Source organism: Arthrobacter sp. P1_D12 (assembly GCF_056406175.1).
Genome location: NZ_JBFUAR010000027.1, coordinates 39,595 through 65,324 on the forward strand (window position 1 = coordinate 39,595; position 25,730 = coordinate 65,324).

Sequence of the window (25,730 nt, forward strand, 5' to 3'; positions counted from 1 at the left end):
GCGGGTTCCCGAAGCGCGGCGGCGAGTCCGGTCAGCGGCCCAGGCCCGCTTCCACTCCGCGCGGCCCGGTGGCCTGCACAGCCGCCAGGAGGGCCTCGACGATGGGGAGGTCCGCCGGGATCCACGGCAGGTCCAGGACCCCTGCCGGATTGCGGAGGTCGAGCCAGCGCAATTCGTCATGGTCCTCCAGCGGCCGGGGTTGTCCCTGCGCGAGCTCCGCGAACCAGACCCTCATCGCCGCCTTCGCGTTGAGCGGCCAGCCCGCGGCGGTTTCCGCGGGCAGTTCCGCCCCGAGCCGCACCAGCACGCCCAGTTCTTCCCGGAGCTCGCGGTGCAGGGCGTCCTCGGCGGCCTCGCCTGCTTCGACTTTTCCGCCCGGGAACTCCCACATTCCGGCAAACTGCGGCGGCGCCGTGCGCCGGGCCACAAGGAGCATGCCCGGGTCGGCCAGGGAGTCCACTACTGCGCCGCCAACGACGCCTATGAGTCCAGTCACGCCCTCAAGTCTAAGGCGGGCGCAGGGTCCGGCGCCCGGGGACAGGGCCGGGGGCCGGCTCAGGTAGGGGACAATGGTGGAGGCGGCCGCCACGACACCTTCCGGAATATTCGGCGCCCCCTCCCGGTTCTTAAAAGCATATTTATCTGTCCGATCCGTCCGGTCTCTCCCGGAAAATCTCTCCGAAAAGACGAATGACAACCACCACACACGCCCCGGCGCCGACCAAGACCGGCACCCGTCACGTTGCCCTGGCAATCATTGCTCTCGCGATGGGCGGCTTTGGCATCGGCACCACGGAATTCACCATGATGGGCCTGCTCAAGGAGATCGAACAGGGCCTGAACATCAGCACGCCCGAGGCAGGTCACCTGATTTCGGCCTACGCCCTCGGCGTCGTGATCGGCGCGCCGGTGCTGGCCGCGGTCGGGGCCAAACTCCCGCGGAAGTATCTGGCCCTCGGGCTCATGCTCTTCTTCAGCGTCGCCAACCTCAGTTCCTTCCTCGCCCCGGACTACGGCTCCATGCTGGTGTCCCGGTTCGCCGCGGGACTCCCCCACGGCGCCTTCTTCGGGGTCGCGGCCGTGATTGCCGCCTCCCTGGTGGCGCCGACCAAGCGGGGTTGGGCCATTTCGATGGTCATGGCCGGACTGACGGTATCCAACGTCATTGGCGTCCCCTTCGCCACCTGGCTGGGCCAGAGCTACGGGTGGCGGCTGCTGTTCCTGCTGGTGGGCCTGATCGGCATCATTACGCTCTTCATGCTGTGGAAGTTTGTCCCGTTCCAGAAACCGCACGCCGATGCCAGTTTCCGCAGGGAGCTCGGCGCGCTCAAGCGGCTGCAGGTGTGGCTTGCCATCCTGGTCGGCATCGTCGGCTTCGGAGGGTTCTTCGCGACCTACACCTACATTTCGCACACCATGACCTCCGTCGCCGGCCTCCCGGCGGCCTGGCTGCCGCTGGTCGTGGCGCTGTACGGCGTGGGCATGGTGGTGGGCAACATCGTTGGCGGCCGGATCGCCGACAAGTCCGTCATGGGCACGATTTACTGGGTGCTGCCCGGAACGGCGGTGGCACTCGTGGTTTATGCCGTGGGCGTCCACTGGGCCTGGTCCGCGCTCGTCATGGTGTTCGTCGTTGGCGCCGCCGGGTCCATGCTCGTTCCCGCCCTGCAGACGAGGCTGCTCGATGCGTCCCCGGATGCACCGTCGCTGGCCTCCTCGCTGAACCATGCTGCGCTCAACGTCGCCAACGCCCTCGGTGCCTTCCTGGGCGGCCTGGTGATCGCCTGGGGCTGGGGCTACGTCGCCCCCGCGCTCGTGGGCGCCGTCCTGGCCGTGCTGGGGCTCGGGGTCGCCGCCTTCAGCGGCGCCGTAGAACGCCGGCGGCCGCTGGCCTCCTAGCCACCCCGCCGCCGCGGCGCAACAGCCGCGGCAGAGGTACCCCGGCAGAACAGCCACGGCAACGGCAGAGGAAGAGGCAGAGGCCGAGACCGAGGTACCAGCGCGCAAATGCTCCAAAAAGAACAGCAGTCCGGTCCAGTGAAGCACTGGACCGGACTGCTGTTTTGTTGAGGGGCCGCCGTTCCATCTGGCGGCTGCCGTTATCCCTAGTGGCTTCCGTTCTCCCTAGGGGCCGGGCGGCTCAGGGGGCGCTGACGCGCTGCACGTCCGGTTCCAGGTAGATGACCCGGGCAATCGGGACGGCTTCGCGGACCCGGACCTCCGCGTCATCAATCGCCTTCGCTATGTCCTGGCCCGAGTCCGAGCGGCCTATGCTGATCTTGGCCGCCACCAAGAGCTCCTCAGGGCCAAGGTGCATGGTCTTGAGGTGAATGATGCTGGTGCCGCCAGCCTCGATCGCGCTGCGGATCTTGGCGACGTCATCGCGGGTGGCCGACTCGCCCAGCAGCAGCGACTTGGTTTCCATGGCCAGGACCACGGCGATCGACACGAGCAGCAGACCGATCATCGCGGTGCCGAGGGCGTCCCAGATGCCGTTCCCGGTCAGGAGCGTCAGGCCCACGCCGAAGAGCGCGAACATCAGGCCCACGAGGGCACCGAAATCCTCGAGCAGGATGACCGGGAGTTCAGGCTGCTTGGCGTTGCGGATGAATTTAACCCAGCTTTGCTTCCCGCGGAGCGGGTTGGATTCGATGATCGCTGTCCGGAACGAGAAGGACTCGGCAATGATCGCGCCGATCAGGACGGCCAGCGGCACCCACCAGAAGTCCCCTTCGATGGCGTGCGGGTGCTGGATTTTTCCCCAGGCCTCGTATAGTGCGAACAGGCCGCCGACGCTGAAAAGCACAATCGAAACGATGAAGGCGTAGATGTAACGCTCGCGGCCGTAGCCGAAGGGGTGCTCGGGGCTGGCTTCCCGCTTTGCGCGTTTGCCGCCGAGCAGGAGCAGCAGCTGGTTGCCGGAGTCTGCGAGGGAGTGAATCGCCTCGGCCAGCATGGACGAGGACAGCGTCAGAAAGTAGGCGACGAACTTCAAAACGGCGATGGTCAGGTTTGCGGCCAGCGCCGCGAGAATCGCCTTGGTACCGCCATTTGCAGCCACGTGAGCTTCTCCTTATGGGGTTCTTCCGGGGTGTATGCGAACACCGGAAGAACCCAGCGCCCACAAGGAATACCGTACCGGTTTCCGGGCCGGCGCCGAACCGCGGCGGGGACCAACGCTGCCACGTAACGATTGGGTAGTCTCCTGCTGACAAGCAATCCGCCCTATGTTAGCTTGAAGCCATATTCGGTATTCACAATTTGGATGCCGAAAAATATGTAGGAGGAGACATGGGCTTTCTTGGCTGGATCATTCTCGGACTCATAGTGGGTGCAATCGTCAAGGCACTCTTGCCCGGCAGGGTCGGTGGCGGCTGGGTTACCAGCCTCGTGCTCGGCGTCGTCGGCGCAATTGTTGGCGGCTGGATCGGGGACCTGCTGTTCGGCGGCGGCAAGATGGAATTCTGGAATCTCGGTTCCTGGCTCCTGGCCATCGTCGGTGGCCTCGCGGCCGCGCTCATCTACGGCGCCATCACGGGGCGCAACAAGACCACCACCTAATTCTTCAAGGCACTGGCCGCACACTTTGTGTGGGGGCGGCAGTGACAGTACGACGGCGGGGCTCACCATTMGGTGGGSCCCGCCGTTCGTTTGGTCTGCTTTTTTCGGACAGGAATTCCTGCCGTACCCGCTGGTTTCCTGCTGGGCGGCAGGCAGACGGTGGCTGCGGTGCCGAGATTCAGGCTTTCCGCTTCCCCGTACACCGGCACGGCCACCCGGTGGTCGGCCAGCGCGATCTCGTCCTCGGACAGGCCTTGGGCCTCGTTGCCGAAGAGCCAGGCGGTCGGCTGTTCCAACGCGTACACCGATTCGGCGCCGGAGGCCCCCAGGCGGCGGGCGGCGTTCTCGTCCTGGAGACGGTCCAGGTCCAGTTGTCCCTTGCCGTCCGCGGCCAGCACGCCGACGCCACGCTCACGGCAGCGGGCCACGACTTCCTCGACCTCCGCGCCGAGGACGACGGGCAGATGGAACAGGGAACCCGCCGTCGACCGCACGGCCTTGGGGTTGTAGATATCCACGCTCGAGCCGGTCAGGATGACGGCGTCGGCGCCGGCGGCGTCGGCCGCCCGCAACACGGTGCCGGCGTTGCCGGGGTCGCGGACCTGGCACAACACGGCAATCAGCCGCGGGCCGGCGTCGAGCACGTGCTCAAGGCTGACGTCCAGGAAGCCGCAGACGGCGACGATGCCCTGTGGGGTGACGGTGTCCGCCATCGCAGCGATCACTTCGTCGGTTGCGAGGTGCGCGTGGGTTCCCTCGGCCAGCTGCTCCAGCTCCGGGTGGCGGTCCAGGCAGGCCTCGGTGGCGTACACCTCATAGACGATGCCGGGCTCCCCCGCGGCGATCTTCTTCCGGTGCAGGACCAAGGCCTCTCGGACCGCCTGCGGGCCTTCGGCCAGGAACTCGCGACGCTTTAAACGGGCCGGGCGCCCGGCAAGCTGTGCCACCTTCCTCATCCGATCAGCTCGGGGGTTGGAGAGTGGAAAGTCTTGCGGGCGCCCGGTTTCGTTCATATAAGAACCTTAGTGGCTATTCCGGCCGGCTCTTGAACGAGGCAGTCTTTCAACTGCGGGAGGAACTACTTTGCAGCCTCGTCGGCGGCCTTCTTGGCAGCGGGCTTCTTCGCGGGAGCCTTCTTGGCAGCCTTGGGAGCCGGAGCAGCCTCAGCCTGAACGGCCGGAGCGGACGTGTCGGCAGGCAGCGAGTCCTTGGCGACCTTGACCAGCGCGGCGAAGGCGTTGGCGTCGGAAACGGCCAGCTCGGCCAGCATACGGCGGTCAACCTCGACCTCAGCGGCCTTCAGGCCCTGGATCAGGCGGTTGTAGGTCAGGCCGTTGGCGCGGGATGCAGCGTTGATACGCTGGATCCAAAGACGGCGGAAGTCGCCCTTCTTCTTCTTGCGGTCACCATAGCTGTACACAAACGAGTGCAGCAGCTGCTCTTTTGCCTTGCGGTACAGGCGTGAACGCTGTCCGCGGTAACCCTTTGCGCGTTCGAGGATAACCCGGCGCTTCTTGTGGGCGTTAACCGCCCTCTTCACACGTGCCACGTGCGTACTCCTTAGAAAATTTCTGATCCCAAGCGTCTACTGCCGGAACGGTCCGGCTGGCCTGAGAAGCCTTTTTGGTAGTTGACTGCTGCCAGGTGGCGAACAGTCAGAGAACTTGGAACTTAGATGCCGAGCATCTTCCGGATGACCTTGGCGTCGCCCTTGAAGACGATCTTGTCGCCGGCAAGGCGACGGGTCAGCCGGGAGGACTTGTGCTCGAGGTAGTGGCGGCGGTTGGCCTGCTGGCGGCGCAGCTTGCCGGTACCGGTCAGCTTGAAGCGCTTCTTAGCACCGCTGTGGGTCTTCATCTTCGGCATGGGAACCGATCTCCTTACGTATCCGCAGAAAAGTCTGCAGCTCTTTCGTGCAGCCACCCCTGCGGGCGGCGTGCTGGTTGCCTGCTGCCGGACATTGCTATCCGGCAGCCGTGAACTAGTTGGTCTTCTTGGTGCCAGGCTTGGCGGCTGCCCGGGGGGCGGCCGGCCGTGCGGCGGGCTTCGGCGCTGCGGGCCTGGGTACCGGCTTCGGAGCAGCAACCGGCTTCGGTGCTGCTGCCGGAGCGGCTGCCATTTCCTCGGGGGCCTTCGCTGCCGCCGGGGCCGGAGCGGCCTTCGGAGCCGCGGGAGCCTTGGCTGCTGCCGGCTTCTCAGCGGCCTTCGGAGCCGCGGGAGCCTTCGCTGCTGCCGGCTTCTCGGCCGCCTTCGGAGCCGCCGGAGCCTTCGCTGCTGCAGGCTCCTCGGCTGCCTTCGGAGCGGCTTCCGCCGGCGCGTCCTGGGCGGGGGCCTCGTCGGCCTTGGTCTCTTCGACCGGAGCCGCTTCAACCTTGGCTTCTTCAACCTTGGCTTCTTCAACCTTGGCTTCTTCAACCTTGGCCTCTTCAACCTTGGCTTCTTCGACGGGGGCCTCCGCTGCGGGTGCCTCCGGCGATACGACGTAGCCTTCCGGCAGGAGGTCCGACAGCGTCTGGGTCAACGGGGCGTTGCCACCGGAGACATCGACGCGTCCCGAAGCCTTGGCTTCGTTCTCAGCCTTGGCTTCTGCGCGCTGCGTTGCGCGGCGGGCCTCCGCCTTGGCTTCGGCCTTGTTCTTCAGCGGGCCAACCACCATGACCATGTTGCGGCCATCGATGCGCGGGCTGGACTCCACCACACCAACTTCGGCGACGTCGTCGGCGAAGCGCTGGAGCAGGCGGATGCCCATCTCGGGGCGCTGCTGCTCGCGGCCGCGGAACTGGATCATGGCCTTGACCTTGTCACCGGCACCGAGGAAGCGGAGCGCGTGGCCGCGCTTCGTTTCGTAGTCGTGGGTGTCGATCTTCAGGCGGAAACGGATTTCCTTCAGGACCGTGTTGGTCTGGTTCTTCCGGGCCTCGCGTGCCTTGACAGCGGCTTCGTACTTGTACTTGCCGAAGTCCATCAGCTTGCACACCGGAGGCTTCGCCTGCGGTGCAACTTCAACGAGATCAAGATCGGACTCGGCAGCCAAACGCAGGGCATCCTCAATACGGACAATTCCTACTTGTTCGCCTGCAGGGCCGACCAGCCGCACCTCGGGGACGCGGATACGCTCATTGATTCTTGGCTCGCTAATGTTAAAGCTCCTGTGTTCGTGAGGGGTATTCCACCGGCAAAAAGAGAAGGCCCCCAATTGCCGGAGCAATCGAAGGCCTCGAGATCGGAACTGCCGCCCTCAATGGGGCAACATGCACTTCCTGCAGACCGGAGTCCGAGGTAGTGCCCGACCAGGTACCCGGCAACCTTGACTCCTGGACAGGAGGGGCTTCCCGAAGGAAGTTTCGCGGCTGACGCGGGTGGGAGAGAACTCCGCTTGCAAACTAAAGCCAACTCTACAGAAAGACACCCGTTCAACGCACGTATGCGTCGCCGGGCGCCAACTTCAGTGACAAGCACTGCCAGTCAGAACACTGCATTCTATAAAAGCTTGAGAATAACGACATTTAGTCGGTCTGTGACAAGCTTACCAGCATGAGCACTTCAGATAGTAATTCCCACGTCTTCGAGCCCGCGGCCGCCCAGGCGGACGTCTCGCAGCAGATCCGCGACATCTCGGAAGTCCCCTCGATCGAGGTCATCACCACGGCCGCCGTGCACCTGATGAGCGCCGCCGCGGTAAAGCTCGGCCTCGCCGCCGAGGAAAATGCCCAGGAACTCAAGGACCTGGACGAGGCCCGCAAGCTGATCACCGCCCTCGCCGGTCTGGTGACCGCGGCGGCGCCCGAAATCGGCTCACAGCACGCTGGACCGTTGCGCGACGGACTCCGCTCGCTCCAGCTGGCCTTCCGCGAAGAATCGATCATCCCGGACGCTCCGGGCAAGGGCCCGGGCGAGAAGTACACCGGCCCCGTCAACTAAGCACTAGTCAGTCAGGACAACGCCGGCGTGCGGACCACCCAGGTCCGCCCGCCGGCGTCGTTATTTTCCGTTCGCACGATTTTCCGTCCGCACGATTTTCCGTCCGCACGGCCCGGGCGCGTGCCCGGGTCGGCGCAGTGGGGGCCGCCAGCGTTCAGACGCGGGCCAGACGGCTGCGCCGGACCTGTTGCAGGGCCAGCCCCACCAGGCAGAGGGTCACGCCCGCCAACCCCACTGAGACGAAGCCGGCCGACGGGCCGATGAGGTCAATGAACAGCCCGGCAAGCGGCGCGCCCAGGGCCACTCCGCCGGTGAGCGATGACCCGTACCAGCCCATCGCCTCGCCGCGCCGGCTTTCATCCACCAGTTCGGCCACCTTTTCCGAGGCCGCGGACAACACCGGCGCGCACAGCAGACCCGGCAGCAACGCGAGCAGGCTGAGCGTCCAGACGTCGGTCGCGAAGGCCATCGGGACCGTCAGCGCTGACATCCCCAGCAACAGGAGGATCGGGGAAACGGCCCGGTGCATGGCGCCGTAGAGGACGCCGCCCACCACCGAGGCCGCGCACCAGAAGAGGAACACGATGCCGATTTCGGCCTGGTGGCCGCCGGTCTGGAGCGCCGCGACGATGCCGACGTCGGTGCCGCTGAGGACCATGCCGGCACCGGCGCCGACGGCAAACACGGCGGCTACGGCGGCGGTGAACCAGCTGAAGTTGTGGATGACCCGGTGGCGCAGGCCGGAGCCCCGCCGGCGGCGCTCCTCGGCGGCGGCCGCCAGGGGTGCCAGTTCGGCTGCGGCCTCCTGCAGATGGGCCGGCGCGGCGGCGACCACTGCGGCTTCCGCGCACTCCAGCTCCTGCGCCTCAAGCCCGGCGTCCGGGGAAGCACTCCGGGTGGGCGGGTTGAACCACATCAGGAACAGCCCGGAGACGGATGTGGCCACTCCCACGACTGTCAGGCCCAGGACGGACTGGCCGCTGGTGGCGACGACGGCTCCGACGGCCGGGCCGATCATGAAGACCAGCTCGGTGGCGATGGCGTCGAGCGCAAAGGCCGTCCGCCGCTGTTCCCCGGGGGCCAGCACGCCCAGCGACTGCCGCACCACGCTGAAGATAGGCAGGGTCAGCAGGCCCCCGATGAAGACCAGGGGCAACAGGGCTTCGTAGGACACGTGCGGCACGATCGACCAGATCACGGCCTCGGAGACCACAGACGGAATCAGCGCCTTTCGCAGCCCCACGGTGTCGACCCGGCGTCCGCGCCAGGGCGCGCCGACGGCGATACCGATCGTCATCACGGCGGCGGCCGCTCCGGCGGCGGCGTAGCCCTGGCCGAGGGACAGGACGATGTGCAGGGTCAGCAGGACGCCGGCCGCCGAGTGCGGTATGCGGGCGATCATGCCGACCAACAGGAGGCGCCTGATGGGCCGGATGGCCAGCAGCTGACGGTAAAGCGCGAAATTCACGGACTATATCCTTCTGGTACTGCCCACGGCAGCACCGGGAGGTCCCCCCGTTGGGCCGTCAGCTATGGTGCTGCGCGCTGCAGCTTGACCTCGATCGAATCAACCCGCTCGGCAAAGATTTCATTCCGGGCCCAGGCGTTATTGAGGCCGGCGACGATCGACTGCACGCCGGCGGCGTCGAGACCGTCTTCAAGATAGAGGACCACACGGAGTTCCGGGCCGGCTCCCCCACCGGGGAGCCGCCTGCCATCGGCCGTGGCCGAGGCAACTCCACCCCCCGGATGAATTTCAACACGGCGGACCGCCGGAAAGCCAACCGCGCCTTCCCCGAGTGCACCCGCGAGATCGGGATCGGCGTATGACGGCGTCCATGGCTGCTGTTGGGCGAGGGCCCAGACTGCCGGCCGGCGGACCACGAACGTCACTTCCGAGCCGGGATCGAGCACGAGCAGCTCCGCGCCTTCCGCGACCGCTGACAAGGCGGCCCGGGCCGCGTACACGGCGACCGGCCTGGCCTCCGGGTGCCACGCCGTCAGTGACGCCGCCGAGGTGAACACCGGCATGGCCGTCCGCCCGTCCGGCGCCTTGAGCGTCACCAGGGCCATGTCGGCCTGTTTGTCCCCAAGCAGTTTGTCATCGTGCAGCGGGTCCCCGTTGGGGCCGGGCGCGGCCTCGCCCTCTTCGGCGAGCTGGGCGAGGATTGGCACGAACACCCGGGCGGTGGCCAGCGCGGCCACCACGGCCGCTTCGTCGCCAGTGCCCGCTGCGAGGTCGGACAAAGCCGCCAGATAGCCGGCGTCGGCGGTGCCGTCGTCGTTGTCGAAATTGTGGATCTTGGCGTCATCGCCGGACAGGCTGCGCCCTGCCCAGGGTTGGCCGGCGGAGTCGGTGGCCCCGCCGGCGCCGGCGMGGGCCGCCGCGATGTGCCCGGGCAGATGCCGGACGGGACCCGCCCCGGTCCCTTGCTGCACTGTCTCGTGGGGGTTATTGGGGTCGTGGGTGTCGTGGGTGTGCGTCATGGGCACCTTCGCCGCTAGCGGCGGCCGGCGACGTCGAGGGCCTCGGGCAGGGTGAAGTTGCCGTTGTAGAGGGCCTTGCCGACGATGGCGCCTTCGACTCCGAGCGGCACCAGGGAGCGCAGGACCTTCAGATCCTCGAGGCTGGAAATGCCGCCGGAGGCGACCACCGGCTTGCCCGTTTTCTCGACCATCTGGCGCAGGAGTTCGACGTTGGGGCCCTGGAGCGTGCCGTCCTTGGTCACATCGGTCACGACGTACCGGGCGCAGCCGGCGTCCTCGAGGCGGCCGAGCACGTCCCAGAGGTCCCCGCCTTCCTTGGTCCAGCCCCGGCCGGCGAGGGTGGTGCCGCGGACATCCAGGCCGACGGCAATCTTGTCGCCGAAGCGATCGATCACCCGGGCCGTCCATTCCGGGTTCTCCAGTGCCGCCGTGCCCAGGTTGACGCGGGCGACGCCGAGGTCGAGGGCCTTCTCCAGGGATTCGTCGTCGCGCAGGCCGCCGGAGAGCTCCACCTTGATATCGAGCCGGCCGACGACCTCGCGCAGGAGCTCGGCGTTGGAACCGCGACCAAACGCGGCGTCCAGGTCGACCAGATGCACCCACTCAGCCCCCTGCTGCTGCCAGTTGAGGGCGGCCTCCAGCGGGGTGCCGTAGCTCGTCTCGCTGCCGGCTTCGCCCTGTACGAGCCGGACGGCCTGTCCGTTGACGACGTCGACGGCGGGCAGGAGCTCGAGTACGGGCAGCGGGGTTTCGGTGGTCATCGTGGAGTCCTCAGCTTGGGGATGGTGGTGGGGAGGGGGCGGTCAGGACGCCGGCAGGGTCAGGAGGTAGGCGGCCAGCAGTGACATGCCGGCGAGGATGTAGAAAACGATCTGCACCCAGAGCGGACTTTTCTGCTGGCGGAAGGAGATCCCGCCGCCAACCAGCAGGCCGGCCACGCCCATGAGCACCAGAGACCACATCTAGGTCCCTTCCGGGGCTGCGGGGCGCAGGCCCTGGACCCAGTTGCGCAGCAGCCGGGCGCCGGCGTCGCCGGACTTCTCCGGGTGGAACTGGGTGGCACACAGCGGGCCGTTTTCCACGGCCGCGATGAACGGGGCACCGTGGTCGGACCAGGTCACCAGCGGCGCGGCCATCCGCGGCTGGATGACGTCGAAGTCCCACTTCTGGACACCGTAGGAGTGCACGAAGTAGAACCGCTCGTCCTCAACCCCGGCGAAGAGCCTGGACCCTTCGGGGACGGCGACGGTGTTCCAGCCCATGTGGGGCACGACGTCGGCAGGCAACAGTTCCACCTTGCCGGGCCACTCCCCCATGCCCTCGGCTTCGGTGCCGTGTTCGACGCCGGCCTCGAACAGCACTTGGAGCCCGACGCAGATGGCCAGCACGGGACGGCCTCCGGCGACACGGCGGCCGATCATCCGGATGGCGTCAACGGCCTTGAGTTCGCGCATGACGGTTTCGAAGGCGCCGACACCGGGGACGACGAGGCCGTCGGCATTGAGGACATCCTCAGCCTTGGAGCTGAGGATGACTTCGGCGCCGGCCCGCTCCAGCGCGCGGACGGCGGACCGGACATTCCCGGAGCCGTAGTCCAGCACCGTAACGGTGGGCTTTCCCTCCGGGGAGACCGGCTTGGTCGCGGCAGCGGGGTCGATGATGGCCCCGTCGCGGAGCAGCGGGCCGGTCACAAAGCACCCTTTGTCGACGGGATGCCCTCGACGCGGGGATCCGGCTCGACGGCGGCGCGCAGGGCGCGGGCAAAGGCCTTGAACTGGGCCTCGACGATGTGATGGGGGTCGCGCCCGGCGGTGACGTTCATGTGCAGGCAGATCCCGGCGTGAAGGGTGATCGCCTCGAAGACGTGACGGGTCAGGGAGCCCGTAAAGTGGCCGCCGATCAGGTGGTATTCCTGGCCTGCCGGCTCGCCGGCGTGGACCAGGTAGGGGCGGCCGGAGACGTCCACGACAGCTTGCGCGAGGGCCTCGTCGAGGGGAACGGTCGCCTCGCCAAAACGGCGGATCCCGGCTTTGTTGCCCAGCGCGGTCCGCAGAACCTCGCCGAAAGTGATGGCCACGTCCTCGACAGTGTGGTGGACATCGATGTGGGTGTCGCCGGTGGCCTTGACCGTCRTGTCGATCAGGGAGTGCTTGCTGAGGGCTGTCAGCATGTGGTCGTAGAACGGGACCGACGTGCTGATGTCTGAAACGCCGGTGCCGTCCAGGTTGATCTCGACCAGGACCGAGGACTCGCTGGTGGTCCGTTCCATGCGTGCGGTCCGGCCCTCGGCGGTGGTGGATCCGGTGGTGCTCATGTAGATGTGTCCTTTGGAAGAAGGCAGGGTGTTGGGCAATCTGGCGGGGACGATCGGGCTCCCCACCAAGTCTAGGCCTGCGGCTTTGCGGAGCCGGCCAGGATAAGTTCAAGTGCCTCCAGGAAGGCTGTGGTTTCTGTCTCAGTGCCCGCGGTGACGCGCAGGTGCCCCGGAATACCGACGTCGCGGATGAGGACACCGGCGTCCAGCATCTGCTGCCAAACCTCATGGGGGTTCTCGAGGCCGCCAAAGAACACGTAGTTGGAATCGGACGCGGCCGGGGTCAAGCCCAACCGCGTCAGTTCCGACACGATCCGGTCGCGCTGGCGCTTGATGTCCTCGACGTCCGCCATGAGCGCCTCCCGGTGGTGCAGGGCAGCCAGGGCCGCAGCCTGGGTGATGGCGGAAAGGTGGTACGGGAGACGGACCAGGCGCAGGGCGTCAGCGACCTCCGGTGCCGCGGCCATGTAGCCGAGCCGCGCACCCGCGAGGGCGAAGGCCTTGCTCATGGTGCGCGAGACGATGAGCCGCTCCCGGCCAGGGAGCAGGGTGAGGGCACTGGGCGTGCCGTCGTGGGCGAACTCGTGGTAGGCCTCGTCGACGATCACGATGGTCTGGCTGGCCTCGCCGGCGTCATAGACGGCCTCGACCACATCGAGGCCCAGCCCCGTGCCGGTCGGGTTGTTCGGGGAACAGAGGAAGACAACGTTGGGCTGAAGCTCGCGGACTTGCTGTGCCGCCGAGTCCGCGCTGAGCCCATAGTCTGACGCGCGGGCCCCGACGACGTATTCCGTATCCGTGCCGGAGGCCAGCAGCGGGTACATCGAATACGTGGGAGGGAACCCGAGGGCCGTCCGGCCGGGGCCGCCGAAGGCCTGGAGGATCTGCTGAAGGACTTCGTTGGAACCATTCGCGGCCCAGATGTTCTCCGCGTCCAGCCCGTGGCCAAGGTATTCGGCGAGGGCTTCGCGCAATTCGGTGAATTCACGGTCCGGATAGCGGTTCAGCCCGGCAGCGGCGGCACTCACGGCCTCGGTGATCGCTGCGCGGACATCGGCCGGGACCCCATGGGTGTTCTCGTTGACGTTGAGCAGGATGGGGACGTCCAGCTGCGGCGCGCCATACGGACGCAGGCCACGCAGATTGGTTCGGAGGGGCAGTCGGTTGAGGCGCTCAAGCTGGTCAGTCACGTGACCAGTTTAAGTGGTAGCGGGACGGGCGCTGAAACTGTGACGCCCGCGACGGCACCCGGGGGTGGTTACTTGGACGGGACGAACAGTTGCTGGCCCGGCATCACACGCGCGGCGTCCAGATTGTTCAGCTCCACGATGTCGGCCACGACGTCGCGGGGATCGCGCTCCGGAGCCACCGACCCGGCAATGGCCCAGAGGGACTCCCCCGGTTGGACTGTGACGGATACGGTCGGCGTCACCGAGAGCTGGTCTGCGGAATCTGCCGCTTTCGCGGGAGCGTTGAGGAATCCGCTGAACGACAGGATGAACGCCGCCAGCAGGATCAGCGGGACACCGAAGAAGACGAAGCGTCCGCGCCGGGTGAGCCGCAGCGGCGGCTGCTTGGTCCGGCCGCCGGAAACCGCGGCGGCTCCTTGCGGCGCCTGGCGTTGAGCGGGTACACGTTGCCGTGAAGGGAACCACCCTGGCCCATGCCGCCTTGGTCGCGACTGCCGTGTCCGAGGCTGCCGTGTCCGATGTTGCGGCGAGCCGCTGCGCCACCTGGACCAACACCGCGGTGGCGGGTCGTGACGTCCTGAATGTTAGTGCCGTCAAACGCGCTTGAAACTGACATGAACTGAGCCCTCCTGGACCATAAGTTGCCGCCCGGCGTACTCACGTACTCGCCGCCAACCGGCCGAACCTTCGAACATAGAACCGAACATCGCTTGCGAACCCAGTTCGTCGGAATCGAACACATATTCGAATCTTGCTAGTTCTGTTTTAGCACTTACTAACGAACGATGTCGAGACTCGCTAGAACAAATGTTTGAAAAAGGTCTGCGGCTGGCCTATTTTTGAGGGACAGGACAACCACTTTCGAACTCCCACTTTCGAACTACCCGTGGGAATTCATTCGTAGTTGATCAGCAGGGTCTGACATTTCAGGCCGGAAGTTCCCGGTGACAGCAGCCACGGCAGCCGGGCGGAACGGAAAGGCGTTGGCGAACATGGCAGCACAAGCCACCGGCGGCAGGGCCACCCCACGGAGCCCGCAGCCCGCCCGGGCCCCCAAGAGCCTCACCGTCCGGCAAAAGAAAATCCTGGAGACCATCCAGCGGTCCGTCACGGACAAGGGCTATCCGCCGTCCATGCGCGAAATCGGCGACACCGTCGGTCTCGCCAGCCTCTCGAGCGTGACCCACCAGCTCTCCCAGCTCGAAAAGCTCGGCTACCTGCGGCGTGATCCGAAGCGCCCGCGGGCCATGGAAGTGCTCATGCCGCTGACCCTGGACGAGGGGACCACACCGATTTCCGGTGTCGAGAAGTCAAGCGGCCTGCGGGCCGTCGGCGGCCTGTCAGTGACTGAGCTGGCCAGCGCCACCGACACGGCAATGGTGCCGTTCGTCGGACGCATCGCCGCCGGCGGGCCGATCCTCGCGGACCAGGTGGTGGAGGACGTCATGCCGCTGCCCCGCCAGCTCGTGGGCCATGGCGAACTCTTCATGCTCAAAGTGGCCGGCGACTCGATGATCGACGCCGCCATCTGCGACGGCGATTGGGTGGTTGTCCGCCGCCAGGGCGATGCCGTGAACGGCGACATCGTTGCCGCCCTGCTGGACGACGAAGCCACGGTCAAGACCTTCCGCCAGCGGGACGGCCACACGTGGCTGTTGCCGCAAAACACCCAGTACGAGCCCATCCTGGGCGACCACGCCGTCATCATGGGCAAGGTCGTCTCGGTACTGCGCTCACTCTAAACTGCGCTCCCCTTAGCCGTCCCGGGCCATGCCGCCAGTTCGGAGCGGCCACCCCGCGGCGGATTTCCGGCGCAGGGTGGCGGCCCCGGTTTGGGACTTAGGCTTTTGCGGAGTCTTTCGCCAGGCGCTTCAGGGCTGCCATGGCTATCGATGAATCGGTGGTGGGCCAGAACGGCGGCAGCGCGGCGCGCAGGAAGCCGCCGTAACGCTCCGTAGAGAGCCGCGAATCCAGCACTGCCACCACGCCCTTATCCGAGGTCGAGCGGATCAGCCGTCCGGCGCCCTGCGCGAGGCGGATGGCGGCGTGCGTGGCCGAGACGGCCATGAAGCCATTGCCGCCGGCCTGGGCCACGGCCCGCGAACGTGCCGTCATCAGCGGGTCGTCCGGCCGCGGGAAGGGAATCCGGTCGATGACCACCAGCCGGCAGGACACGCCAGGGACGTCGACGCCCTGCCAGAGGGACATGGTGCCGAACAAACACGTGTCAGGTTCGTCGGCAAACTGCCGCACGAGCGCCGTCATGGTCGACTCCCCCTGGCACAGGATGCTGAGGCCCAGCCGGGGCCGCATGGACTCGGCTGCTTCCTCTGCGGCGCGCCGCGAGGAGAACAGGCACAGGGCGCCTCCGCCGGAGGCGCGGATCAGCTTCTCGAGTTCGTCCAGGGCCTCGGGGGACGTTCCGCGGCCGGGTTTGGGCAGGTGCCGGGCGACGTAGAGAATGCCCTGCTTCGGGTAGTCGAACGGGGAGCCGACGTCGACGCCGGTCCAGCTCGGTGCGCCGTTGCCAACCAGGCCCAGGCCGCCGGCGGCGGGTTCGAAGGCGGCGCCGATGGCCAGTGTGGCCGAGGTCAGGATGACGGTGTGGTCTGCGAACAGGCCCTCGCGCAACCGCCCTGCGACGCTCAGCGGGGCAACATTGATCAACGCCGGCGCGCTCTCGTCCGGCTGCGAGTAGCCCTGCGCCGGATCGAAGCTGCTGTTGCGGGAGAACCACACGACTTCGCGGTTTTCGCGCGCGGCCAGGAGGCGTTCACAGAGCTCCAGGATGACCATGAGGCGCGAGCGGGCCAGCTGCCGTCCGCCGTCCGCCGACACGGAGCTGTCCCCCTTGGAATCGGACAGGGCGGCGCGGCATGCGTCGCGCAGCTGGTCGATGCAGTCCAGCTGCCCGCTGTTCAGGCCGTTGGGCATCAGCCCGCTGGGGACGCCGTCGATGGCGAGCTCCAGGTGGGCAGCGGCATTGTTCAGTGCATCCACGGTGATGCCCGTGTGCTTCCGGGCCCCGGACGCGGCGGCGTGCACCATCGCCACGGAGAGCTGGCCCGAGACCGCGCCCGTGACGCGGTCCTGAAGTTCGTGTGCTTCATCCACCACGACGACGTCGTACTCGGGCAGCACCGCCAGGCCTTCGAAGGCACTGACGGCGAGCATGGCGTGGTTGGTGACCACGACGTCGGCATCGGCGGCGTTCTGCCGTGCCAGTTCGCTGAAGCATTCGGCCGCGAGCGGGCATTTCTGCGCGCCGAGGCACTCCATGGAGGTGACCGAGACCTGGCGCCAGGCCCGGTCCGTGACGCCTGGCATGAGCTCGTCGCGGTCCCCCGTGGTGGTCTCCTCGGCCCATTCGCGCAGGCGGACGACTTCCTTGCCCAGCTGGGAGGACGGCCCGCCAAGTGCGGCGGCGAAATGCGGCACGCTGGTGTCCTCGCCCAGGGAAAACAGCTGTCCCTCGGAAGGTTCTTCGGACGGGAAGCCGCCCTCGAGTTTGTGCCGGCAGACGTAGTTGGAACGGCCCTTGACCAGGGCGACCTTGACGGGCCGCTCCAGGGCGGGCGTGATGGTCTTGAGCAGCCTGGGCAGGTCCCGGCCCACAATCTGCGTCTGCAGCGCCAGGGTGGCGGTGGAGACCAGGGTGGGTTTGTTGCTGGTCAGCGAATGCGCGATCAGCGGAATCAGGTAGGCCAGCGACTTGCCGGTGCCGGTGCCGGCCTGGACCAGCAGGTGATCGCCGCTGTCTATCGCGCGCGCCACCTGCCGGGCCATTTCGTGCTGGCCATCGCGGCTCTGCCCGCCCATGCCGGACACGGCACGGTCGAGCAGCTTAACAACAAACTCCTCGCCGGCCGCGCCGGCACCTGAACCGGCGCCGGCGCCGGTGTCAGTTTCGGCCGGCCCAGCATCAGCTGGTTCGGCGTCGGCTGGTTCGGCGTCGGCTGGATCGGCGTCGGTCCTGGTCACCGCAGCCTCAGTCATTGCTAATGAAGGGATCCAGTTCGGCGGCGAGTCCTTCACGCACCATCACCACGGCACGGGTCCCGGTTTCCTCGTGGTCGAGGCTGAGGATCTCGGCGTCGCTCTCGTGGAGCTTGCTGATCAGATCCCCGCGGTTGTACGGGATGAGCAGTTCAAGCTTCACGCTGGGCCGCGGAATGCCGTCGCTGATGGCCTTGAGCAGTTCCGGAATGCCTTCGCCGGTGCGGGCCGAGACCACCACGTGGCGTGGCTCGCGCTGCTTGAGCCGTTCGACCACGAACGGGTCAGCGGCGTCGGCCTTGTTCAGGACAATGATTTCCGGAACCTTGCGCGCGTCGACTTCGCTGAAGACCGTCCGGACAGCGGCGATCTGGCCCTCCGGATCCGGGTGCGAGACGTCCACGACATGCAGGATCAGGTCAGAGTCGGCGACCTCTTCCAGCGTGGAGCGGAATGCCTCCACGAGCTGGGTGGGCAGGGAACGGACAAAGCCCACGGTGTCGGCCAGGGTGTATCCCAGCCCGTCAGCGGTTTCGGCCTTGCGGACGGTGGGGTCCAGGGTGGCGAACAGGGCGTTTTCCACCAGCACCCCCGCGTCGGTCAGCCGGTTCAGCAGCGAGGACTTCCCGGCGTTGGTGTAGCCGGCGATCGCGACAGAGGGCACGGCATTACGACGGCGGTTGGCGCGCTTCGTTTCCCGGGCAGGCTTCATGGCGGCGATTTCGCGCCGCAGCTTGGCCATCCGGGTGCGGATCCGACGGCGGTCCAGTTCGATCTTGGTTTCACCGGGACCACGCGAGCCCATGCCGGCACCGGCGCCGCCCACCTGGCCACCGGCCTGGCGGGACATCGATTCGCCCCAGCCGCGCAGGCGCGGGAGCAGGTATTCGAGCTGGGCGAGCTCCACCTGGGCCTTGCCTTCACGGCTCTTGGCGTGCTGGGCGAAGATGTCCAGGATCAGCGCTGTACGGTCAATGACCTTGACCTTGACGATGTCCTCGAGCCCGCGCCGCTGGGAGGGGGCCAGTTCGGCGTCGACGACGACGGTGTCGGCGCCGGTGGACATCACGATGGCTTTCAGCTCCTGTGCCTTGCCGGAGCCGAGGAAAGTCCCGGGATCGGGCTTGGCGCGCCGCTGGACGAGCCCGTCGAGGACCTCGGAGCCGGCCGTCTCAGCGAGGGCGGCAAGTTCGCGCAGGGAGTTCTCGGCGTCCGCGAGGGTGCCCTCGGTCCAGAGGCCGGCCAGGACGACGCGCTCAAGGCGCAACTGCCGGTATTCGACCTCGGTGACGTCTTCGAGCTCGGTGGACAGGCCGGCCTTGCGGCGCAGTGCGTGCCGTTCCTCAAGGTCCTGCTGGTCGCCGTCGAAGTTGGTGTACACCTCGTCCAGGCGGGAGATGGCCTGCGCCTTGCCGAGCACCGACGTCGGGCTGCTGGTACCAGCACCGGCGGCGGTGCCATGGCTGGTGCCGGCGCCGCCGCCGCGGCCTGGGGCGGGGGTGTCCTTGGAAAGGATCCGGTCGATTACAGCTTGAATCTCTTCAGGGCTCATGTCCTGGGCTGCTGAATCGGGTCCGGTGTTGGGGTGGCTGGTCATGGTCTCCTTTAAAGGTTCGGCTCTTTCAGAATAGTGCCGATTGTTGCTCTGTGGGGCGGTATTCGCGCTGGGCTGACGGCGGGTGGTCATGGGGGCCTCCTGGAATGCCCGCGGCAACGGCGCCGGGGCGGGGCTGGCTCTGTGCAGAGCGGTGGCTGGGTGACGGTAGAGGCGGCTAAGGCGCCTGGCTACGGGGACACTGGCTGTCTGGGCGGTGCCGTGCCGGTGCAAAACACGGTGAGGTGGGTGCCTCCGCCACGCCGGGCCCGGGAGTACAGCGCCAGCACAGTGCTAGCAAAACTCCGTGCCTGGGAAATGGCTGGATTCCAAGTGGTGCGGGCGCCCGCGGGTGAGAAAACTCACCCCTGCGATGGCGCACTCAGCGGAAGGCGTTTACCTGCGTCGCTTCGGGGTCCCCGGCGTCCCTGACAAGGACGGGACGGGACCCGTGCCGGCTACTTGGAGATCAGGATCATGTTTTGTAGCGTAGCAGACGCCGGCGCTGCCACCCGGTTTCCCATACGGGCTGGCCGCGAACTAATCTGGCCCATTATGGAGTCTGCACACTATTTCAGCGCCCAGCCGGCCGGGCCATTTACCCGCAAGCCGCTCACCGTGGATCTTGCCGGTGAGACGCGCCGGCTGCAGACGTCCTCGGGGATCTTCAGCCCGGACGGGATCGACAAGGGAACGGCCGTACTGCTGGCCGACGTCCCGGCGCCGTCGCCGCAGGGCAACCTTCTGGATATCGGTTGCGGCTGGGGACCGATCGCCCTGACCATGGCCCTGCGGGCACCGCACGCCCAGGTCTACGCGGTGGACGTGAACGAACGCTGCGTGACCCTGACCAATGAAAACGCCGGGCTGCTGGGGCTGCACAACGTATCCGCCAGCACGCCGGGCGCCGTGGACCCCGACCTGCGCTTTGACACCATCTGGTCCAACCCCCCGATCAGGATCGGCAAGGATGAACTTCATGCCCTCCTGCGCCTGTGGATTCCCAGGCTGGCGCCGGGCGGATCGGCCTGGCTCGTGGTCCAGAAGAACCTCGGCTCCGACTCGCTGCAGCGCTGGCTCTCGGCGGAGCTCGACGCCAGCTTCAGCGTGACCCGGGAGAGCACGTCGAAGTCGTTCCGGATCCTTCGAATCAGGAAAGCGTCCCGCTAGCCACGATCACGGCCGGGCCGCTGAGTTCGACGTGTTCGTGCCCCTCCGGGCCCAGGAAGAATTTCACGCCGACGACGCCGCCGGGGACGTGGACGTTCCACGCGTCCGGCGCGCCCTGCCCGGCCCAATGGCGAATCGCGACGGCGGCGGCGCAGGCGCCCGTGCCGCATGACTGGGTCTCCCCCACTCCGCGCTCGTGGACCCGCATGGTGATGGTGCCGGTACCGTCGTGCACCAGTGGTTCGGAGGGCACAACGAATTCGACGTTGGTGCCGTGCGGCGGCGTCGGGTCCACCCGGGGGGCAGTGAACAGCTGCGTGGCCTCCAGTTCGGCTGTTTCGGCCAGGGCCACGACGGTGTGCGGGTTGCCCATGCTGACGGAGAGGGCGGGCCGCGCGACTTCGAGCCCGTCGGCGCTGACCAGCGAGTCCATGGCCCGCGCGGTCGCCTCGCCCGGGAAAATGAACTCCCAGGGGCCCATGTCCACGGCGTAGCCCGCAGCCGTCCGGACGATCGTCTTGGCACCGCCCCGGGTTCCAATGACGAGCGATTCGCCGGCCGGCAGGTCCACGAGGCCTTCGGCGATGAGGAAGTGCACAAAGACGCGGACTCCGTTCCCGCACATCTCAGAGAGCGAGCCGTCGCCGTTGCGGTAGTCCATGAACCACTCGGCATCGGGGTGCGCGGTCAGCAATTGCTGCCCCTCGGGCAGGAGCCGGGAGGGCACGGCCCGGATCAGGCCGTCGCCGCCGATGCCACGGTGCCGGTCACAGAGCGCCGCGACGTGCTCCGGGCTCAACTCGAGCGCGCCGTTGAGGTCTGCGATCAGGACAAAGTCGTTGCCCGTTCCGTGGCCTTTGGAAAACTTCAGACCGCTCAGCGGGGCGGTATCGCCGGCAGTACGGTCAGCGGCTACGGCTTGGGATTCGTCCATGCTCCAAGGTTACCGTTCCGCCCCGACCGCTCCGGCACCGTGACCCAAGCGCTACGCCGGAGGCAGAACCGGCGTCGCCCGGCAGAGGCCGGCGGCCTTGGCCACGAGGTCAGGATCGTGCCAGCCCAGCCAGGTGACCCGGGGATCCGCACGGAACCAGGTCAGCTGGCGGCGCGCGAACTGCCGGGTGGCGACGATGGTTTCGTCCGCGGCCTGCTCCACGCTGGAGGCACCGTCGAGCACCCGGAGGAACTGGGCGTAGCCGAGGGCCCGCGGCGCGGTCCGGCCGCTGCGGAGCCCTGCTGCGTCCAGCCGGCGGACCTCGTCCAGGAGCCCCCGGTCCACCATGGCATGGACCCGGTCGGCCAGGCGCTGCCGGAGCAGTTCCCGGTCCACCTCGAGTCCGATCTGGATGGCAGGCTGGAAGTATTGGCGGGCCGGCATGAAGGAGCTGAATGGCCGCCCGGTGAGCTCGAAGACTTCCAGGGCGCGGATGATCCTGCGCTCATCGCCGAGCCTGCCCGCGGAGACGGGGTCCACTGCCTCGAGCCGTTGCCGAAGGGGCGCGGCTCCCGCGGTAGCCAGTTCCGCCTCGAGCCGGCCGCGGATGTTCGGATCCGTGCCGGGGAATTCCAGGACGTCGAGGGCGGCGCGGACGTAGAGTCCGGAGCCGCCGGCCAGAATGGCCCGCTTACCCCGGCCGTGGATGTCGGCGATTAACGCCCGGGCCTGCTGCTGGAAGTCCGAGACGCTCGCTTCCTCGGTCACGTCCAGAATGTCCAGCAGGTGATGCGGCACACCGCGGCGCTCCGCCTCGGTGATCTTGGCGGTGCCGATATCCATGCCGCGGTAGAACTGCATCGAGTCGGCGTTGACGACTTCCCCCTCGAGTTCGAGGGCGAGGGAGACGGCCAGGTCTGATTTGCCGGATCCCGTCGGCCCGACGACGGCGATCACCGGCGGAGCAGCCGGCTGTGCCCCCTGCGCCGCCGAATTTTGGGCAGCGTCCTGCTGGGCAGCGGCCTGGGCTGTGGCCTCGACCGCCGTGGCCTGGGCTGTGTCCTCGACCGCTGTGGCCCGGGCTGCTGGGTTCTGGACTGCTGCGTTGCCGGGAGCGCCCTGCGGGCCGCGCACGGCGCTAACGGCCGCGGGCCGGGAGGCTGGGCATGCCCAGCGACACGCCGGAGGTGCCCGACGCGCTGGTCTTCCCCGCCGGGCTGGTTTTGCCTGCTGGGCCTGCGCCGCACGAATCTGCCTGCGACCGGTCCCAGGCATCGCCGGCACGGGACCGGCGCAGGCTGTAGTCCTCGGCCGAGGCGGGGTCGGAGACGAGGTGGAACGCCGCCGCCTCCGTGATGGTGACAGTCACCAGATCGCCGGGCCGGGGCACTTCGGCTCCGGCGGGCACGGAGAAGTGCACCAGCCGCTGGTCTTGGGACCGGCCGGAGAGGCGGTGGGTTTCCCCAGCCTTACGGCCCGACTGGGCCGTCACCATGACCTCGACGCGGCGGCCAAGCTGCCGGGCGTTTTCCTCGGCGGCAATCCGGTCCTGCAGGGCAGTGAGGCGTTCGAAGCGCTCCTGGACCACGGCCTTGGGCAGCTGGTCCGGCAGGTCCGCGGCGGGCGTGCCGGGCCGCTTGGAGTACTGGAAGGTGAAGGCGGTGGCGAACCGGGATTTCTCCACGACGTCGAGGGTGGCCTGGAAGTCCTCCTCGGTCTCGCCGGGGAACCCGACGATGATGTCCGTGGAGATGGCGGCGTGCGGGATTTTCTCGCGGACCTTGTCCAGGATGCCGAGGAACTTGGTCGAGCGGTAGGACCGCTTCATGTCCTTGAGGACCTTGTCCGAGCCGGACTGCAGGGGCATGTGCAGCTGCGGCATGACGTTGGGGGTCTCGGCCATGGCGTCGATGACGTCGTCGGTGAAGGCGGCCGGGTGCGGGCTGGTGAACCGGACCCGCTCCAGGCCCGGAATGTCTCCGCAGGCACGCAGGAGCTTGGAGAACGCCTGCCGGTCGCCGAATTCGACGCCGTAGGAGTTCACGTTCTGGCCCAGCAGGGTTACCTCGATGGCACCGTCGTCCACGAGCGCCTGGATTTCGGCCAGGATCTCGCCGGGGCGGCGGTCCTTTTCCTTGCCCCGCAGGGCCGGGACGATGCAGAAGGTGCAGGTGTTGTTGCAGCCCACCGAGATCGATACCCAGCCCGAGTAGACGGAGTCCCGCTTGGTGGGGAGGGTGGAGGGAAAGACGTCCAGCGATTCGAGGATCTCCAGCTGGGCCTCATTGTTGTGGCGGGCCCGGTCCAGCAGCGCCGGCAGGGCACCGACATTGTGGGTGCCGAACACGGCATCCACCCACGGGGCTTTCTTGAGGATGGTCTCGCGGTCTTTTTGCGCGAGACAGCCGCCGACGGCGATCTGCATGCCCGGGTTGGCTGCCTTGACCGGGGCGAGGATGCCGAGGTTGCCGTACAGCTTGTTGTCGGCGTTTTCCCGGACCGCGCAGGTGTTGAAGACCACGACGTCGGCCAGCTCGCCGGCGGAGGGGACGTAGCCTGCGGCTTCCAGCATGCCGGCCATCCGCTCGGAATCGTGCACGTTCATCTGGCAGCCGAAAGTGCGCACCTGGTAGGTGCGGGGCTGGGCCGGGGCGGGACTTTCCGGTGCGGAAACGGGGTCCGCAGCGAATGTCTGGGGCCCTGCTGGCTGCACCGCCGGTGGCGCTGTCGGAGAAGTCGTGCCGGCCGTTGGGGAGGGAATGGTAAAACTCACCTGTTAAGGGTAACGGGTAAGGGTGGTGGGCAGCGGCTGGGCCGGCGCAGACCCCGGCCCGGCGGTCCTAATCCCCGTCCCCCGCTGGGCCGGCGGCGGCATCGAGCACCTCACCCACCACCCGGAAGGCGAGCGACGGCTGGTATCCCTTGCGGGCCAGCATTGACGCGAGGCGGCGCGTAACTTTGTCGCGTTCGGCCCGGTCTTCGCCGCCGGTGAATCCCCGCAGCTTGCGCTCCACGAGCTCCCGGGCGGCCGTTTCCTCGTCGGCGTCGCTGAGCTGGTCCAGTGCACCGGCAGCGATCTCCGGGTCGATGCCCTTGTCCGCAAGTTCGCGCCGCAAGGCCCCTTTGGCGAGCTTGCGCGTCTGGGACCTGCTGCGGACCCACATGTCGGCGAACTCGGCGTCGTCAACCAGCCGCACTTCCTCGAAGCGGTCCAGCACGGCCTCCGCGACGTCCTCAGGGACGTTGCGCTCGGCCAGCTTGCGCGAGAGCTGCAGCCGGCTCTTGGGCGAATTCGTCAGCTGCCGCAGCACGATGGCACGCGCCACCGCCGCGGGGTCCGCGTCCCGGTCCTGCCCGGCCGGCGAATCCGCGCCATCGGTGCGGTCCGCCGGCTGATCCGGGCCGGCAAAGCCGGGGGCAGGATTCCGTGATGGAAATCCTGCCCCTTTGCGCCGCCGGCTGTTAGAAGCCGTCAACGGCCTTCAGCTTCGGAGATTCCTCGGTCTCAGCCGGGGCCTTGACGCCAACGCCGAGCTTTTCCTTGATCAGGCGCTCCAGTTCGGCCGCCAGCTCCGGGTTGTCGCGCAGGAAGCGGCGGGAGTTCTCCATGCCCTGGCCCAGCTGGTCGCCATCGTAGGTGAACCAGGAGCCCGACTTTTTGATCAGGCCGTGCTCGACACCCATGTCGATGATGCCGCCCTCACGGGAAATGCCCTGGCCGTAGATGATGTCGAACTCGGCGATCTTGAAGGGCGGGGCCATCTTGTTCTTGACGATTTTGGCCTTGGTGCGGTTGCCGACGGAATCGGCGCCCTCTTTCAGGGTCTGGATGCGGCGGACGTCGATGCGGATGGAGGCGTAGAACTTCAGCGCCTTACCACCGGTGGTGGTTTCCGGGGAGCCGAAGAAGACACCGATCTTTTCACGCAGCTGGTTGATGAAGATGGCCGTGGTCTTCGTCTGGCTCAGGCGGCCGGTGATTTTACGTAGGGCCTGGCTCATCAGGCGGGCCTGCAGGCCCACGTGGCTGTCGCCCATGTCGCCTTCGATTTCCGCGCGGGGAACGAGGGCGGCCACGGAGTCGATGACTATGACGTCAAGGGAGCCGGACCCGATAAGCATGTCCATGATTTCCAGCGCCTGCTCGCCGGTGTCCGGCTGGGAGACCAGGAGCGCGTCGGTGTCGACGCCCAGCTTGGCGGCATATTCCGGATCGAGGGCGTGCTCGGCGTCGATGAAGGCGGCAATGCCGCCCTGGCGCTGGGCATTGGCAACCGCGTGCAGCGCGACCGTGGTCTTACCGGATGATTCCGGACCGTAGATTTCCACGACGCGGCCGCGGGGCAGGCCGCCAATTCCCAGGGCGACGTCCAGTGCGATGGACCCGGTCGGGATGACTTCGATGGGTGCACGGACTTCATCGCCGAGGCGCATGACCGAGCCTTTGCCGAACTGCTTGTCAATCTGGGCAAGCGCTGCGTCGAGCGCCTTCTGGCGATCCGGGGCTGCGGCCATGATTCACACCTCTAATACTTTCTCGCTGTGGAGTGGCCGTGGAGGCCT

25 protein-coding genes and 2 pseudogenes are annotated in these 25,730 nt (G+C 67.4%); 6 read left to right on the top strand and 21 right to left on the bottom strand.

All coding sequences use genetic code 11. The annotated features are described in order from the left end of the window. Positions 1–31: 31 nt before the first annotated feature. The gene (locus tag AC1DZV_RS18625) at positions 32–496 is read right to left on the bottom strand and encodes a (deoxy)nucleoside triphosphate pyrophosphohydrolase (RefSeq protein ID WP_476950506.1); all 465 of its coding nucleotides are present in this window, start codon (positions 494–496) and stop codon (positions 32–34) included. 194 nt (positions 497–690) lie between these two features. On the opposite strand from AC1DZV_RS18625, the gene AC1DZV_RS18630 reads away from it, so the two are divergent. Next, positions 691–1,899, top strand: coding sequence for an MFS transporter (locus AC1DZV_RS18630; RefSeq protein ID WP_476954332.1), 1,209 nt, complete (start codon positions 691–693; stop codon positions 1,897–1,899). A gap of 241 nt (positions 1,900–2,140) precedes the next feature. Here the strand turns inward: AC1DZV_RS18630 and AC1DZV_RS18635 are convergent, their stop codons facing one another. After that, positions 2,141–3,061 (bottom strand): cation diffusion facilitator family transporter, encoded by a 921-nt coding sequence (locus tag AC1DZV_RS18635; protein ID WP_476954333.1) that lies wholly within the window; start codon positions 3,059–3,061, stop codon positions 2,141–2,143. Positions 3,062–3,291: 230 nt separating this feature from the next. On the opposite strand from AC1DZV_RS18635, the gene AC1DZV_RS18640 reads away from it, so the two are divergent. After that, positions 3,292–3,561 (top strand): GlsB/YeaQ/YmgE family stress response membrane protein, encoded by a 270-nt coding sequence (locus AC1DZV_RS18640; RefSeq protein ID WP_028277246.1) that lies wholly within the window; start codon positions 3,292–3,294, stop codon positions 3,559–3,561. Positions 3,562–3,623: 62 nt separating this feature from the next. Here the strand turns inward: AC1DZV_RS18640 and AC1DZV_RS18645 are convergent, their stop codons facing one another. The 3 genes from AC1DZV_RS18645 to rpmI form a co-directional block, all read right to left on the bottom strand. Beyond that, positions 3,624–4,574 (bottom strand): TrmH family RNA methyltransferase, encoded by a 951-nt coding sequence (locus AC1DZV_RS18645; RefSeq protein ID WP_476954334.1) that lies wholly within the window; start codon positions 4,572–4,574, stop codon positions 3,624–3,626. A 65-nt stretch (positions 4,575–4,639) separates the two neighbouring features. After that, on the bottom strand, positions 4,640–5,110 hold the full coding sequence (gene rplT / locus AC1DZV_RS18650) for a 50S ribosomal protein L20 (protein ID WP_028277244.1): 471 nt from the start codon (positions 5,108–5,110) through the stop codon (positions 4,640–4,642). A 122-nt stretch (positions 5,111–5,232) separates the two neighbouring features. Beyond that, positions 5,233–5,427, bottom strand: coding sequence for a 50S ribosomal protein L35 (gene rpmI / locus AC1DZV_RS18655; protein WP_003798720.1), 195 nt, complete (start codon positions 5,425–5,427; stop codon positions 5,233–5,235). Between rpmI and AC1DZV_RS18660 the strand changes: the two are divergent. After that, a pseudogene (locus tag AC1DZV_RS18660) lies at positions 5,426–5,962 on the top strand (hypothetical protein); the annotation flags it as partial. The gene rpmI and the pseudogene AC1DZV_RS18660 sit on opposite strands and share 2 nt — an antisense overlap. 294 nt (positions 5,963–6,256) lie before the next feature. On the opposite strand, the pseudogene infC reads toward AC1DZV_RS18660, so the two are convergent. After that, positions 6,257–6,658, bottom strand: a pseudogene (infC, locus tag AC1DZV_RS18665) (translation initiation factor IF-3); the annotation flags it as partial. A 437-nt stretch (positions 6,659–7,095) separates the two neighbouring features. Between infC and AC1DZV_RS18670 the strand changes: the two are divergent. Next, the gene (locus AC1DZV_RS18670; RefSeq protein WP_018774440.1) at positions 7,096–7,482 is read left to right on the top strand and encodes a DUF1844 domain-containing protein; all 387 of its coding nucleotides are present in this window, start codon (positions 7,096–7,098) and stop codon (positions 7,480–7,482) included. Between the two features lie 154 nt (positions 7,483–7,636). On the opposite strand, the gene AC1DZV_RS18675 is transcribed toward AC1DZV_RS18670, so the two are convergent. From AC1DZV_RS18675 to AC1DZV_RS18710, 8 genes are all read right to left on the bottom strand, one after another. Next, complete coding sequence (locus AC1DZV_RS18675; RefSeq protein WP_476954335.1) at positions 7,637–8,950, bottom strand: MFS transporter; 1,314 nt, start codon at positions 8,948–8,950, stop codon at positions 7,637–7,639. 62 nt (positions 8,951–9,012) lie between these two features. Then, positions 9,013–9,969 (bottom strand): SseB family protein, encoded by a 957-nt coding sequence (locus tag AC1DZV_RS18680; RefSeq protein WP_476954336.1) that lies wholly within the window; start codon positions 9,967–9,969, stop codon positions 9,013–9,015. A 14-nt stretch (positions 9,970–9,983) separates the two neighbouring features. Further along, positions 9,984–10,730 (bottom strand): bifunctional 1-(5-phosphoribosyl)-5-((5-phosphoribosylamino)methylideneamino)imidazole-4-carboxamide isomerase/phosphoribosylanthranilate isomerase PriA, encoded by a 747-nt coding sequence (priA, locus tag AC1DZV_RS18685; RefSeq protein ID WP_243181770.1) that lies wholly within the window; start codon positions 10,728–10,730, stop codon positions 9,984–9,986. Between the two features lie 42 nt (positions 10,731–10,772). Further along, entirely contained in the window at positions 10,773–10,931 is a 159-nt protein-coding gene (locus AC1DZV_RS18690) for a hypothetical protein (RefSeq protein ID WP_164468561.1), read from the bottom strand. Further along, a complete protein-coding gene (hisH, locus tag AC1DZV_RS18695) occupies positions 10,932–11,660 on the bottom strand; it encodes an imidazole glycerol phosphate synthase subunit HisH (RefSeq protein WP_476954337.1) in 729 nt (242 codons plus the stop codon). It lies immediately after the preceding gene. Next, positions 11,657–12,283 (bottom strand): imidazoleglycerol-phosphate dehydratase HisB, encoded by a 627-nt coding sequence (gene hisB, locus AC1DZV_RS18700; RefSeq protein WP_476954338.1) that lies wholly within the window; start codon positions 12,281–12,283, stop codon positions 11,657–11,659. The genes hisH and hisB overlap by 4 nt, the downstream gene beginning before the upstream one ends. A gap of 71 nt (positions 12,284–12,354) precedes the next feature. Beyond that, positions 12,355–13,473 carry a histidinol-phosphate transaminase gene (locus tag AC1DZV_RS18705; protein ID WP_476954339.1) on the bottom strand — a complete coding sequence of 373 codons (1,119 nt, stop codon included), beginning with the start codon at positions 13,471–13,473 and terminating at the stop codon, positions 12,355–12,357. 68 nt (positions 13,474–13,541) lie between these two features. Further along, positions 13,542–13,715 (bottom strand): LysM peptidoglycan-binding domain-containing protein, encoded by a 174-nt coding sequence (locus tag AC1DZV_RS18710; protein WP_476945699.1) that lies wholly within the window; start codon positions 13,713–13,715, stop codon positions 13,542–13,544. A gap of 750 nt (positions 13,716–14,465) precedes the next feature. Here AC1DZV_RS18710 and lexA point away from each other — a divergent pair. Continuing rightward, positions 14,466–15,215 carry a transcriptional repressor LexA gene (gene lexA, locus AC1DZV_RS18715; RefSeq protein WP_028277234.1) on the top strand — a complete coding sequence of 250 codons (750 nt, stop codon included), beginning with the start codon at positions 14,466–14,468 and terminating at the stop codon, positions 15,213–15,215. 97 nt (positions 15,216–15,312) lie between these two features. On the opposite strand, the gene AC1DZV_RS18720 is transcribed toward lexA, so the two are convergent. Together AC1DZV_RS18720 and hflX are read right to left on the bottom strand one after the other, a co-directional pair. Then, positions 15,313–17,469, bottom strand: a complete 2,157-nt coding sequence (locus AC1DZV_RS18720; RefSeq protein WP_476954340.1) for an ATP-dependent DNA helicase — start codon at positions 17,467–17,469, stop codon at positions 15,313–15,315. Further along, a complete protein-coding gene (gene hflX / locus AC1DZV_RS18725; protein WP_476950516.1) occupies positions 17,462–19,066 on the bottom strand; it encodes a GTPase HflX in 1,605 nt (534 codons plus the stop codon). Before hflX ends, AC1DZV_RS18720 begins: the two co-directional genes overlap by 8 nt. Before the next feature lie 552 nt (positions 19,067–19,618). Here hflX and AC1DZV_RS18730 point away from each other — a divergent pair. Beyond that, positions 19,619–20,233 (top strand): class I SAM-dependent methyltransferase, encoded by a 615-nt coding sequence (locus tag AC1DZV_RS18730; protein WP_476950517.1) that lies wholly within the window; start codon positions 19,619–19,621, stop codon positions 20,231–20,233. Here the strand turns inward: AC1DZV_RS18730 and dapF are convergent. The 5 genes from dapF to recA form a co-directional block, all read right to left on the bottom strand. Beyond that, positions 20,214–21,167, bottom strand: coding sequence for a diaminopimelate epimerase (dapF, locus tag AC1DZV_RS18735; RefSeq protein ID WP_476950518.1), 954 nt, complete (start codon positions 21,165–21,167; stop codon positions 20,214–20,216). The two genes, AC1DZV_RS18730 and dapF, sit on opposite strands and share 20 nt — an antisense overlap. Positions 21,168–21,218: 51 nt before the next feature. Beyond that, complete coding sequence (miaA, locus tag AC1DZV_RS18740) at positions 21,219–22,124, bottom strand: tRNA (adenosine(37)-N6)-dimethylallyltransferase MiaA (protein ID WP_476954355.1); 906 nt, start codon at positions 22,122–22,124, stop codon at positions 21,219–21,221. Positions 22,125–22,305: 181 nt separating this feature from the next. After that, entirely contained in the window at positions 22,306–23,793 is a 1,488-nt protein-coding gene (miaB, locus tag AC1DZV_RS18745) for a tRNA (N6-isopentenyl adenosine(37)-C2)-methylthiotransferase MiaB (RefSeq protein ID WP_476954356.1), read from the bottom strand. A 214-nt stretch (positions 23,794–24,007) separates the two neighbouring features. Further along, positions 24,008–24,643 carry a regulatory protein RecX gene (locus AC1DZV_RS18750; protein ID WP_476950519.1) on the bottom strand — a complete coding sequence of 212 codons (636 nt, stop codon included), beginning with the start codon at positions 24,641–24,643 and terminating at the stop codon, positions 24,008–24,010. Further along, the gene (recA, locus tag AC1DZV_RS18755; RefSeq protein WP_018774457.1) at positions 24,630–25,682 is read right to left on the bottom strand and encodes a recombinase RecA; all 1,053 of its coding nucleotides are present in this window, start codon (positions 25,680–25,682) and stop codon (positions 24,630–24,632) included. Before recA ends, AC1DZV_RS18750 begins: the two co-directional genes overlap by 14 nt. Positions 25,683–25,730 lie beyond the last annotated feature (48 nt).